The organism is Pedobacter antarcticus, from assembly GCF_900103515.1.
Classification (GTDB): domain Bacteria; phylum Bacteroidota; class Bacteroidia; order Sphingobacteriales; family Sphingobacteriaceae; genus Pedobacter; species Pedobacter antarcticus.
In genome coordinates this window covers 377999-391404 of sequence record NZ_FNGZ01000003.1, presented here as the reverse complement: position 1 = coordinate 391404, position 13406 = coordinate 377999, and the positions used below count along the sequence as shown (strand labels likewise).

Genomic DNA, 13406 nt, shown 5'->3' with positions numbered 1-13406 from the left:
TACTATTCATAAATTATATATCATGTTAAAAGGATTTTTCAATGTGCCAACAGCTGTAAACGAACCCATTCAGGACTATGCTCCGGGAAGCAGGGAACGTGAGCTCTTACAGTCTGCACTGGCTGAAGCACGTGCGGTAGAAGGTGATATACCAATGTATATTGGAGGTAAAGCTGTTCATACCGATAAAAAAGGGAAAGTTACTCCACCCCACGATCATCAGCATTTACTGGCTCAATACAGTATTGGAGACAAAACACATGTTCAACAGGCAATTGATGCTGCGCTTGCGGCTAAACCTCAATGGGAGAACCTGGCATGGGAACAACGTGCCTCAATATTTCTGAAAATAGCAGACTTAATTGCAGGTCCATACCGCTATAAACTGAACGCCGCAACGATGCTGGGGCAATCTAAAAATGCTTATCAGGCCGAAATTGATTCTGCATGCGAGTTAATTGACTTTCTGCGTTTCAATGTAAACTATATGACGGAAATCTATCAGCAGCAGCCTCCTGTGTCACCAAAAGGTGTCTGGAACAGGGTCGAGCAACGCCCGCTGGAGGGATTTGTTTTTGCTTTAACACCGTTCAACTTCACTGCTATTGCCGCAAACCTGCCAACTTCGGCAGCCCTTATGGGAAATGTAGTCGTATGGAAACCGGCAGATACACAAGTTTATGCAGCAAACCTCCTTATGGAGATCTTCCGTGAAGCAGGTCTGCCTGACGGAGTAATTAATCTGGTATATGTAGATGGTCCGGAAGCTGGTGAGGTGATTTTTAACAGTCCCGATTTTGCGGGAATACACTTTACAGGCTCCACTGCTGTATTTCAGAATATCTGGAAAACTATTGGCAACAATATTCATAAATATAAAACCTACCCCAGAATTGTAGGTGAAACCGGCGGTAAGGATTTTATACTGGTTCACGGCTCGGCAGATGCAGAAGTATCGAGTACAGCTATTTTACGCGGTGCATTTGAATACCAGGGTCAGAAATGTTCTGCAGCTTCCAGAGTTTATATCGCTAAAAGCCTTTGGCCGTCAATCAAAGAACTGATGCTACGTGACCTTGCGACCTTTAAAATGGGCGGTACAGAAGACTTTGGTAATTTTATTAATGCTGTTATCGATGAACGCTCATTTGATAAGCTGGCCAAATATATAGACAGTGCAAAAGCTGATGGGAGTGTGGAGATTATTGCAGGCGGTAATTACGATAAATCAAAGGGCTATTTCATAGAGCCAACTGTTATAGTGGCCGACGATCCTAAATATATTACCATGTGCGAGGAGCTATTTGGTCCGGTACTGACGGTATTCGTTTATGAAGATGAAGCATTCGATGACATCTTAACTACTATTGATTCGACTTCCATTTATGCGCTGACCGGAGCGGTAATTGCACAGGACAGGTATGCAATTGAGAAGGCATCTAATGCTTTAAGAAATGCAGCCGGTAACTTCTATATCAACGATAAATGTACGGGAGCTGTTGTTGGACAGCAGCCTTTCGGCGGAGCCAGAGGTTCGGGAACAAATGACAAAGCAGGATCAATGATCAACTTATTACGCTGGGTGTCGCCACGTACAATTAAGGAATCTTTCGATCCTCCTAAAGATTACCGCTACCCTTTCCTGGGCTAATTTGTTTTATTCAGATTTATATATAAACAAAAGCGCCAGCTCCTATAAAGGGCTGGCGCTTTCTATTGGGACAGTGCTGTTTATTTAGTCAACATGTCTATCTTGAATACTGACGATATATTATCGTTAGATTCTGTAGTCACACTAAGATCTTTAATCAGACCTGTCTCCAGACTATATACCCAACCATGGATACCCAATTTCTTACCATTCGACCACCGATTCTGAATAATGGAAGTTTTAGTCAGGTTAAAGACACCCTCAATAACATTCAATTCCACCAGACGGTCGGCACGTTTCTTATCATCAGTGATCCTGTCCAGCTCATGGTAATGCAGACGGTAAGTATCTTTAATATTTCTCAGCCAGTTATCAATAATACCATATTGCTTATTGCCCAGGGCAGCTTGTACTCCACCGCATCCGTAATGTCCGCAAACAATCACGTGCTCAACTTCAAGTACGTTTACTGCATAATCCAGGACGCTTAAAAGGTTCATATCTGTGTGGACTACAACATTCGCAATATTCCGGTGTACGAAAATATCTCCGGGATTGGTATTGGTGATCTGATTTGCAGGCACCCTGCTGTCTGAACATCCGATCCATAATACTGGCGGCGTCTGTCCTGCAGAAAGTCTGGCAAAATATTCTGGATCTTCAGCTAATGTTGCTGCAACCCAGTCTTTGTTTCCTTGTAAAAGGGCTTCGTATGTGATATGTTTTGTGTGGTGTTCAATTTTTGCGCACATATTATTTGTGGTTTTTTAGGTTTTGAATAGGCATGTCGTCAACTATAGGTACTGTATAATGGTCTTTGATATCTTCCAGTGATACAATAATCCCTTTTGAGAATGCGCTGTGTTTAAAATTGTGAATTGTTTCCAGTACATCCGGGTGGATATAGCGGGAGTTTCCGCCGTCAATTACGACATTGGTTTCTTTTGGAATTTTGTTAAGTACTACCTGTATGGCAGCCTTATTCAAAAAGGACACTTCTTCAGAAAGTTTAATTCTAAGATTCTTATTGTCACCTTCCTGATGTATTTTATAAAAATACGGATTCCTCATATTGGTACGCAGCAGGTAAAATACAGATAGTAACATCCCTACAGCGACACCTTTTAGCAAGTCGGTTAGTAAAACAGCGATAATGGTAATTACGAATGGTACAAACTGGTCCCATCCTTTATGATACATATGTTTGAAGAGACTAACTCTCGCCAGTTTATAACCTGTAACAAGTAGAATCGCTGCTAAACAAGCCAGAGGAATCATATTCAGTATACCAGGTATAAATAAAAGAGACAGCAATAACCAGCTTCCGTGAAAGATGGCAGATATTTTTGTCCTTCCACCTGCATTCACATTGGCTGAACTTCTTACAATAACTGATGTCATTGGGATACCGCCGACCATTCCACTGGCCATATTTCCAATTCCCTGTGCGACAAGCTCCCTGTTAGTTGGAGAAGTCCTTTTCATTGGATCTATCTTATCAATAGCTTCAATACTCAGTAAAGTTTCCAAACTGGCAACTACCGCAATAGTGATAGCAACTTCCCAGACTTTGATATTGGTAATCGCAGTAAAATCAGGCATTGTAAATAAACTGAAGAATTCGCCAGCACCATTTACAACAGGTATTTCTACCATCTGACTTGCACGAAGTGCCTGTCCGGACTGTTGGAATAAAATGGCAGCGACAATACCCAGCACGACCACTACTAAAGGCGCTGGTATACTGCTCAGTTTTTTAATCTTTGGCCAGAATAATAATATAGCAATGGAAAGTACTGTAATCACGAAGGCCGGGATATTGATATTCTGTATTGCTTCGCTTAAATCGGCGAATACAGATGTACCGCCGGAAGCGACCAATCTTTCGTCAATAAAATCCAGATCTACGCCCAATGCATGAGGAAGCTGTTTCATAATCAGAATAATACCGATCGCGGCCAGCATTCCTTCAATAACACTTGACGGAAAATAATTACCTATTGTTCCTGCTTTGATCATACCAAGTATGACCTGAAATACACCAGCCAGAACAACTGCCAGCAAGAATATAGGGTAACTGCCTAAAGCTGCTACTGCACCAAGTACAATTACAGTAAGTCCTGCGGCAGGACCACTTACGCTTAACTGGGATCCACTGATACTAGCGACAACAATACCGCCAATAATTCCGGTTATAATTCCGGCAAATAATGGAACCCCAGACGCCAGGGCGATACCCAGACACAATGGGAGTGCGACTAAAAAGACAACTATACTAGCTGGCAGGTCGCGTTTTAAATTTTTTTTAAGGATATATTTCCTCACTTCTAATCTTGAAAAGATTGAATTTCCGTTCTGCATAATAAAATATTAAGTATTCCTTAAACACAATAGAATGGGCCATAAAGAAGCCGCATTCAGTTCAAAAAAAATTAACAGCAGTTAGGGGGCGGTGTCGGAACGGAAGGATAATAAGATGATATGTACCGCTTGAAATGATCGAAAAATGCGTTTGTTAAGGCAAAATCATGTAAAGGGGGTAGTATATTCGAAACCAGATAAGGCTCAAGTGGTTTATAATCTATAAACTTAACTTTATCCTTTCCCGTATCGGTTTCTGGTGCATGCTCATGCTCCAGTTGTAAAATTACGGAGTTAATCAGGTCTTTATCAAAATGAGCAATAAATACGGGCGCTGCTGAAATGAACATTTTCGCAGTGAAAATGCTGATAAATACGATGACTATATGTAACCGGAATTTACGAAGGCGCATTGAGTATTTTGATCATTATAATTTTTGTGTTCCCCAAATGTAAATAAGAATCAATGTAGATTAATAAACAAAATGGTAAAATAAATGTAATTATACGTATTGGAACATTAATTATACCAAAATTCGCCGGGATTTCAGCGATTTGTTTATATTTGCGAGATATGTCATTTTCATGGCAAATACATTATGAGAAAAATCTGTCTTAGTCTCCTGACTGCATTCCCCGCATTGGTTTTCGCGCAAAACAATAATGCCCCGTCCTCTTATGATATACATGATATCAAAATAACCGGATATCTGCAGACCCAGTTTCAAAAAGCACAAACACCCGGCATTTCGTCGTTCTCTGGCGGAGACTTTGGTGAAAATTCGGACAATCGTTTTATGATTCGCAGGGGCAGACTTAAAGTCGACCGCGTAGATACTTATTCCAGCATCGTATTTCAGCTGGATGCGACACAAAACGGTGTTCAGCTTATGGATGCTTTCCTACAGCTCAATCATCCGGACTATAAAGCTTATAGATTCACTGCCGGCGTTTTTAACAGACCGTTCGGGTATGCAATTGCCTATTCTTCTGGGTACCGGGATTTTCCGGAACGTCCCCGGGTTTACCAGACACTAATGCCCAGAGAAAGAGATATCGGTGGAATGATTACAATTAATCCTGTCAAGCAGCTTCATTTCCTGACCGCCGATTTTGCTGTGGTTAACGGAGCCGGCCTATTCGCCAGAGACTATGACTCCAGAAAAGACATGGTTGGTAACCTGCATTTTCAATTTGACAGTCTAGCTGCAAAAAAGATAAACGTAGCTTTCGGAGGATCGATTTATAAGGGTACGGTAAGAAACAATACAGATACATATTATAAAGCTTCCGCGGCTGGTTTCCTTAAAAACACTGCGGAAGAAAATAAGGGTGCAAATCTGAAGAGAGATTACTTTGGAGCAAATGTACAGCTGGAGTATACCCACTCGCTCGGGAAGTCCGGTCTGAAAGCAGAATATGTAGCGGGTGTACAGCCTGGAATCGCAGCTTCATCGGGAGTTAAGGGGCCGGAAGCCAGTACAAGTTTCTCTACGCAGCCGCAGACAGACCTTTATCTGAGGAATTTCTCAGGATACTATATTTGGTTTACACAGCAGATTCTTAAATCGAGGTTTTCGGCATTGCTAGCCTATGATGTATACGACCCGAATACCGACGTGTCGGAAGGCCAGATCGGTGTAGCAGACAATACAACCGCAGGTGATATCCGTTTCGCTACACTAGGTTACGGTTTCACCTACCTGTTTAATACCCGTGTTAAACTCACGGTCTATAATGAACAGGTGAAAAATGGCCCTACAGCATTAGAAAAATATGAGGATGATATCCGCGATAATGTATTTACTATGCGTCTGCAATACCGTTGGTAATAAAAATCTGTTCAGCGAAACCGGCTCAATTTTGTCATGATGGAGTTACAACTCGATAATAAACTTGATGCTTAATGGTTGATTGATATATTTGTTCTGATTAAAAAATACAATAATGGCTAAAAAGAAAGACGAGAAACCGCAACACGTTGCTGTAGTCAATAAAAAATCACTGCAGTTTTTTGAAGAATACATCAATAATCCATCCCCTACCGGTTTTGAATATCCTGGCCAAAAGCTTTGGCTGGATTATCTGAAACCATATATTGATGAGAGTTTTATAGATAACTACGGAACAGCTGTAGGCGTAATCAATCCGAAAGCGACTTATAAAGTAGTAATTGAAGCACATGCCGATGAGATTTCGTGGTTCGTTAATTATATTACCAGCGATGGTCTTATTTATGTGATCCGAAATGGTGGTTCTGACCATCAGATCGCTCCTTCTAAAAGAGTCAATATTCACACCGACAACGGACTGGTTAAAGCAGTATTCGGATGGCCGGCAATCCACACACGCGGCGCAGGTGAAAAAGAAGAAGCTCCGGCTCTAAAAAATATTTTCCTGGATTGTGGCTGTACTTCAAAAGAAGAAGTCGAAAACCTGGGAATTCATGTAGGTTGTGTAATCACATATGAAGATGAATTCATGGTCCTGAACGACAGATATTATGTCGGCCGCGCATTGGACAACCGGGCAGGTGGTTTTATGATCGCTGAAGTAGCCCGTTTACTGAAAGAGACTAAACAGAAATTACCATTCGGCTTATATATTGTCAATTCAGTACAGGAAGAGATTGGTTTGAGAGGTGCTGAAATGATTGCCCACCGTATTAAGCCAGATGTGGCTATTATTACAGACGTAACACATGACACTTCCACACCGATGATCAATAAAATAACTCAGGGTGACCTGGCTTGCGGTAAAGGTCCTGTCGTATCTTATGCACCAGCTGTACAGACCAATCTGAATAAGTTATTAATTGAGACTGCTCAGCAGCATAACATTCCATTCCAGCGCCAGGCTTCCTCACGTTCCACAGGAACTGATACCGATGCATTTGCGTATTCCAATGGTGGCGTTCCATCTGCATTGATCTCCCTACCATTAAGATATATGCATACGACAGTAGAAATGATCCATAAAGAAGATGTAGATAACGTAATCAACCTGATCTATCACTCCCTACTGAATATCAAAAAAGATCACGATTTTAAATACAATAAATAACAATTTATCTTCTTAAATAAAAAAGCGTATCCTGCTCAGGATACGCTTTTTTTTATCTGCGAAACGACATGGTTACTATTAATTTCAGAAATATACATTTACAGCCTTTTGGGAGATAAAATGGTTAAATTTTTGCTAGGTAGTTGCGCAAACACTGAAGCGATGATAATTGGATTGTTTCGGGGACAGAAGAGACCATATTTTATAAATTAATTGATACGATTAGCGCATGCGGCGCTTAATTACCCTTAGAAAAAAGAAATGAAACCAACCTTATTAATTCTTGCAGCCGGTATGGCGAGCCGTTATGGAAGCATGAAACAAATTGATGGCTTTGGCCCGAACCAGGAAACTATTATTGACTATTCAATATATGATGCCATCCAGGCCGGTTTCGGAAAAGTTGTATTCATCATCAAAGAAGAGTTTGTAGAGAACTTTAGAGCCATATTTGATCCGAAGTTAGCCGGAAAAATAGAGGTTGATTATGTCTTCCAAAATTTGGATCTTAAGCAATATGGAATAGACTATGAAATAGAAAGAACTAAACCATGGGGTACTGCCCATGCAGTTCTGGCGGCAAGAAATACAGTAAAGGAGCCTTTCTGTGTAATTAATGCAGATGATTTCTATGGTCTGGATGCTTACCAGAAAATGGTTAAGTTTTTAACCGAAGATGTAACCAGCAGTAATTATTCGATGATCGGTTATGAAATCGGCAAAACATTATCCGATTTCGGTTCTGTTTCCAGAGGTGTATGCAAAGTAAGTGCAGATGGTTACCTGGAAGAAATTATAGAAAGAACCAAGGTAATGTATTCCGGAGAGGCGATCGTTTACGAGGAAGACGAAAAACAGTATCCTTTACCCTATGAAAGCCGCGTATCTATGAACTTCTGGGGCTTTACTCCCGAAGTATTTAAACATGCAGAAGAAATGTTCAGGGATTTTGTAGAGGCAAACAAAGAAAATCCTAAATCTGAGTTCTTCATTCCCCTGGTTGCAGAAAACCTGTTGAGTGCGGAAACTGCAGACTTCAAAGTTATTCCTACAGACAGTAAATGGTTCGGCGTTACTTATAAAGAAGACAAACCAATTGTTCAGGCAAGTATAGATCAGCTAATCAAAGACGGAAAATATCCCGAAAACCTTTGGAAATAATAAAAAAAGGCTTCATTACTGAAGCCTTTTTTTATTATACCTTATATATAATTTGACAGGCTTGACAATACCAATTCTGACACATAAAAAAAGAGGATGCCTTTTGGACATCCTCTTTTTTTATGTGTTAAAGTCGATTATTTCTTATCGTCTTTTACTTCTTCGAAATCAACATCAGTAACATTGTCACCACCGTCAGCTGCCTGACCGTTAGCTGCCTGATCAGCGCCGCCTTCAGCAGTAGCACCATCTTGTCCAGCTTTGTACATATCTTCTGAAGCTGCATTCCATGCAGTTTGCAATTCTTCCTGAGCCGCATCAATATCAGCAAAGTTTCTTGCTGCATGAGCAGCTTGTAACTTAGCTAAACCAGCTTCAATAGGTGCTTTTTTATCAGCAGCCAATTTATCACCGAATTCTTTCAGTTGTTTCTCAGTAGAGAAGATTAATGCATCTGCACTGTTGATTTTATCAGCTTCTTCTTTAGCGATTCTATCAGCATCAGCATTTTGCTCAGCTTCTTCTTTCATTCTTTTGATCTCTTCGTCAGTTAAACCAGAAGAAGCCTCAATACGGATTTTTTGTTCTTTACCAGTTGCTTTATCTTTAGCAGATACATGCAGGATACCGTTAGCATCAATATCGAATGCAACTTCAACCTGAGGAACGCCACGAGGTGCTGGTGGAATACCATCCAGAATGAAACGACCAATTGTACGGTTCTGAGCAGCCATTGGACGCTCTCCTTGTAAAATATGGATCTCAACAGAAGGCTGGTTATCAGCAGCTGTAGAGAAAGTTTCAGCTTTTTTAGATGGAATAGTAGTGTTAGATTCGATTAATTTCGTCATTACACCACCCATAGTTTCAATACCTAAAGAAAGTGGAGTAACATCTAATAATAATACGTCTTTAACCTCTCCTGTTAATACACCACCTTGAATAGCAGCACCGATCGCTACAACTTCATCCGGGTTAACACCTTTAGAAGGCTCTTTTCCGAAGAAAGCTTTAACTGCATCCTGAATAGCAGGAATACGTGTCGAACCACCAACTAAGATAATTTCATCAATGTCAGAAGTTTTTAAACCTGCGTTTTTCAAAGCAGATTTACAAGGATCGATAGTACGTTTAATCAGATCAGCAGCCAATTGCTCAAATTTAGCACGGCTTAAGTTTCTAACCAAGTGTTTAGGTCCGCTGGCATCAGCAGTAATATATGGCAGGTTTACTTCAGTTGAAGTAGTACTTGATAATTCAATTTTAGCTTTCTCAGCAGCTTCTTTCAAACGTTGTAAAGCCATTGGATCCTGATTAAGGTCCATGCCGTACTCATTTTTAAATTCACTTGCTAACCAGTCAATGATCACGTGATCAAAGTCATCACCACCTAAGTGAGTATCACCGTCAGTAGATTTAACTTCAAATACACCATCACCTAATTCCAGGATAGAAACGTCATGTGTACCACCACCACAATCAAAGACAACAATTTTCATGTCTTTGTGTGCTTTATCCAAACCGTAAGCTAAAGCAGCTGCAGTTGGCTCGTTGATAATACGTTTAACAGTTAAACCAGCAATTTCACCAGCCTCTTTAGTAGCCTGACGTTGTGCATCATTGAAATAAGCAGGAACAGTAATAACCGCTTCAGTCACTTCATGTCCTAAGAAATCTTCAGCAGTTTTTTTCATTTTCTGCAAAATCATTGCAGAAATTTCCTGTGGAGTATATTTACGATCATCAATCTCAACACGTGGCGTGTTATTATCACCTTTTACCACTTTATATGGTACACGGCCTACTTCTTTAGAAACTTCAGCAAAGCTGCTTCCCATGAAGCGTTTGATTGAATAAATTGTTTTTGTTGGGTTAGTGATCGCCTGACGCTTTGCAGAATCACCTACTTTACGCTCACCATTTTCTGCAAATGCAACAATGGATGGCGTAGTACGTTTCCCCTCACTGTTGGCTATAACTACAGGTTCGTTACCTTCCATTACGGCTACGCAAGAGTTCGTTGTTCCTAAGTCTATACCAATAATTTTTGACATGTTATTTATCTTTGTTTATGTTATGAATTCTTAATTTTATTCTATTCATCAAGCAATGTGCCAATTGACTTTTGTCAGCAAAACAGACAGTGCTTTGCAGTTTATCAGGAAATGTAAATCAAATTGATTTATAAATGCTGACAGCTTGGCAGAAATACCGCGCCAACGCGATTAATCTAAAGCCCTACCAGCTTTTCCAGATAGTGACAATTTACGCCATAAAAATTTTTGACTGCATGAATTCGTTTTAATACTTCTTCCTGATGTTCAGGACTTATGGTAGCTTTCGTGCCAACAACCAGTACATTCTTCGGGGTATGTGCATCTGAAATAAATTCAAATACTTTGGTCTTGTAACCATGATATTCCAGAATGAGTGAACGAAGTGCATCGGTAACCATTTCAGCCTGTCTTTCCATAAAGATACCATGGTCGGTCAGTGCGGCGATCTCAGGTTGTTGTTTAACTTTCGACATCTCCCGCCGTATCTGTTTATGACAGCAAGGTGCAACCACAATTAGTTCTGCCCCGGCGAGAATTCCTTTACAAATCGCATCGTCAGTTGCGGTATCACAAGCATGCAGCGCGATAAGCATGTCAATTCCGGTTGCTGGATAATCTGCAATTGATCCTTCGACAAAATCTAACTTATGAAATCCGGAGCTCGCTGCTATTTCATTACAGAGTGCGACCAGATCCGGTCTAAATTCTATCCCGCGTACAGCAGTATCCGAACCCATTACATGATGCAGATAATCATATAGCGCGAAGGTTAAATATCCCTTACCCGACCCCATATCGACAACCTGTTTTAAACTGCCTGCTGAGATTGCACTGATCATCGGATGTAACAAGTTAATAAACTGGTTAATCTGCTTGTACTTATCCTGCGCATTTTTATAAACATTACCGACAGCATCAGTAATTTGTAAAGCATGCAGATAGGGCTTATCCAAAGCGGATATTAACCGTTTTTTAGTTTTATCATGTGTATCTGATACCGGGGTTTGCGATGTAGGCGCAGCCTGCCGAAACCGGAATCCCTGTCCCTGCTGCAAGTCCAGGATCAGATCTTTCTGTAAGGTGAAACAAGTACAGTGCTGGAATCCCTGATTCAATTCTTCGGCAATTCTCGCCGCCCCCTCTTCAAAAGGATAGTTCTTAACAATGTCCCTGGTCTTAAAGCGGGATGTGAAGGCGAGATGAGGTTTCCCTTTGATATTTACCTTTCTGACATAGATATTCTTCAGTCCGGCGAGCTCTCCGCGATATTTACCCAGCGTGAGCTTAATAAATGTATCCTGTGCGAAACTCTCCGCTAATGCGGTTAAAAATTCTGCAGGGATGACTACAGGCGTATTTAACATTTCCAATTAATTTAGCTCTAAAAAAAATGCCTCTCCGAAATTCAGAGAGGCATTTGTATTTCCAATAAAAGGGAAATTATTCGCCTTTATCTTCTTTGGTTTCTTCAGCAGCAGCTTCTTCAACAGGAGTAGCCGTCTCAGCAACAGGAGCAGCAGTCTCAGCAACAGGCTCAGCTTTAACAGCCTCATCTTTTTTAGCTGTTTTGCTTCTTCCACGACGAGTTGTTTTCTTCTCTTCTGTAGCAGCTTCAACACCATAAACTTCGTTATAATCAACAAGTTCAATCAATGCCATTTCAGCATTATCACCTAACCTGTTGTTTAACTTGATAATTCTGGTGTAACCACCCGGACGGTTTGCAACTTTAGCAGCAATGTCACGGAATAATTCAGTAACTGAATCTTTATCCTGTAAGTAACTAAATACAATACGACGAGAGTGCGTAGTATCATTTTTAGATTTAGTGATCAGGGGCTCAACATACATACGTAAAGCTTTAGCTTTTGCTAAAGTTGTAGTAATTCTTTTGTGCTTGATCAGTGATGATGACATGTTAGCCAACATCGCTTTACGATGGGAGTCAGTTCTGCCTAAGTGGTTGTTTTTTTTACCGTGTCTCATTTTGATTTTATTCAGTGCATACCGTCTCTTCTACATTGAAGAGGGAATTATACACTATTAACAATATTGTTATTTATATTGAAATTATTCTTCGTCCAGTTTGTATTTCCCAAGGTTCATCCCGAAAGATAAACTTTTGGATTTAACCAGCTCCTGAATTTCAGTCAATGATTTTTTACCGAAGTTTCTGAATTTCAACATATCGGCAACGTCATAAGAAACCAAGTCAGCAAGCGTGCGGATATCAGCAGCTTTAAGACAGTTTAATGCACGTACAGATAAGTCAAGGTCAACTAATTCAGTTTTAAGGATTTTACGCATATGTAAAATTTCCTCATCAACTTCTTTAGTCTCTTCTTTAGCCTGAGATTCCAGAACTAAATTCTCATCAGAGAACAACATAAAATGCTGGATTAAGATTTTAGCAGCTTCTTTTAAAGCTTCTTCAGGATGGATAGAACCATCTGTAGCGATCTCTAAAATTAACTTCTCATAATCTGTTTTCTGCTCAACACGATAATTTTCAATCGAGTATTTTACATTTTTCATTGGAGTAAAGATCGAATCGATCGCAATTACGCCAACTACAGCATCATTGATTTTATTTTCTTCAGCCGGAACATAACCACGACCTTTGTTGATTGTTAATTCAACCTCCAAAGTAACGCTTTTCTCCATGTTACAGATTACGAAATCCGGATTAAGGACTTCGAAATTGTTAGAGAATTTAGTTATATCACCTGCTAGAAATTGATCCTGGCCATTAACTACAATAAAAACTTTTTCAGAATCACCTGAATCACCTGCTTTTTTAAAACGAACTTGTTTTAAATTCAAGATAATTTCAGTTAAATCTTCTACAACACCTTTCATGGTAGAAAATTCATGTGATACGCCAGAAAAACGAATACTTGTAATGGCATAACCTTCTAAAGAAGAAAGAAGAATCCTTCTCAAGGCATTACCAATTGTTACACCGAAACCGGGTTCTAAAGGACGAAATTCAAATATACCATCGAAATCAGTTGATTTCTGCATGATGACCTTATCGGGTTTCTGAAATGCTAAAATTGCCATTTATAATGTTTTTAGATCGTTATTAAATATTAGGTAACGCAAAAAATAGT

11 protein-coding genes are annotated in these 13406 nt (G+C 40.0%); 4 read left to right on the top strand and 7 right to left on the bottom strand.

Annotated elements, in window-relative coordinates:
• The first annotated feature begins 22 nt into the window (after positions 1-22).
• Positions 23-1651: an L-glutamate gamma-semialdehyde dehydrogenase gene (gene pruA, locus BLR53_RS08965; RefSeq protein WP_074589063.1), complete on the top strand. Its 1629-nt coding sequence runs from the start codon at positions 23-25 to the stop codon at positions 1649-1651.
• Between the two features lie 80 nt (positions 1652-1731).
• On the opposite strand, the gene can is transcribed toward pruA, so the two are convergent.
• The 3 genes from can to BLR53_RS08950 form a co-directional block, all read right to left on the bottom strand.
• Positions 1732-2403 (bottom strand): carbonate dehydratase, encoded by a 672-nt coding sequence (can, locus tag BLR53_RS08960; protein ID WP_051759872.1) that lies wholly within the window; start codon positions 2401-2403, stop codon positions 1732-1734.
• A gap of 1 nt (position 2404) precedes the next feature.
• Positions 2405-4012, bottom strand: coding sequence for a SulP family inorganic anion transporter (locus BLR53_RS08955; RefSeq protein ID WP_051759871.1), 1608 nt, complete (start codon positions 4010-4012; stop codon positions 2405-2407).
• 71 nt (positions 4013-4083) lie between these two features.
• On the bottom strand, positions 4084-4425 hold the full coding sequence (locus tag BLR53_RS08950; RefSeq protein ID WP_037440747.1) for a hypothetical protein: 342 nt from the start codon (positions 4423-4425) through the stop codon (positions 4084-4086).
• 186 nt (positions 4426-4611) lie between these two features.
• Between BLR53_RS08950 and BLR53_RS08945 the strand changes: the two genes are divergently transcribed.
• The 3 genes from BLR53_RS08945 to BLR53_RS08935 all read left to right on the top strand — a co-directional run bounded on the left by BLR53_RS08945 (position 4612) and on the right by BLR53_RS08935 (position 8236).
• Positions 4612-5844 (top strand): porin, encoded by a 1233-nt coding sequence (locus tag BLR53_RS08945; protein ID WP_074589059.1) that lies wholly within the window; start codon positions 4612-4614, stop codon positions 5842-5844.
• A 115-nt stretch (positions 5845-5959) separates the two neighbouring features.
• Entirely contained in the window at positions 5960-7075 is a 1116-nt protein-coding gene (locus BLR53_RS08940) for a M42 family metallopeptidase (RefSeq protein ID WP_074589054.1), read from the top strand.
• A gap of 261 nt (positions 7076-7336) precedes the next feature.
• Positions 7337-8236 (top strand): nucleotidyltransferase family protein, encoded by a 900-nt coding sequence (locus BLR53_RS08935; protein WP_037440740.1) that lies wholly within the window; start codon positions 7337-7339, stop codon positions 8234-8236.
• 137 nt (positions 8237-8373) lie between these two features.
• On the opposite strand, the gene dnaK is transcribed toward BLR53_RS08935, so the two are convergent.
• From dnaK to BLR53_RS08915, 4 genes are all read right to left on the bottom strand, one after another.
• A complete protein-coding gene (gene dnaK, locus BLR53_RS08930; protein WP_037442563.1) occupies positions 8374-10290 on the bottom strand; it encodes a molecular chaperone DnaK in 1917 nt (638 codons plus the stop codon).
• 176 nt (positions 10291-10466) lie between these two features.
• The gene (locus BLR53_RS08925) at positions 10467-11657 is read right to left on the bottom strand and encodes a class I SAM-dependent methyltransferase (protein ID WP_074589050.1); all 1191 of its coding nucleotides are present in this window, start codon (positions 11655-11657) and stop codon (positions 10467-10469) included.
• A 76-nt stretch (positions 11658-11733) separates the two neighbouring features.
• Positions 11734-12279, bottom strand: a complete 546-nt coding sequence (gene rplQ / locus BLR53_RS08920; protein WP_037442567.1) for a 50S ribosomal protein L17 — start codon at positions 12277-12279, stop codon at positions 11734-11736.
• Between the two features lie 84 nt (positions 12280-12363).
• Positions 12364-13356 (bottom strand): DNA-directed RNA polymerase subunit alpha, encoded by a 993-nt coding sequence (locus BLR53_RS08915; RefSeq protein WP_037442569.1) that lies wholly within the window; start codon positions 13354-13356, stop codon positions 12364-12366.
• Positions 13357-13406: the final 50 nt, after the last annotated feature.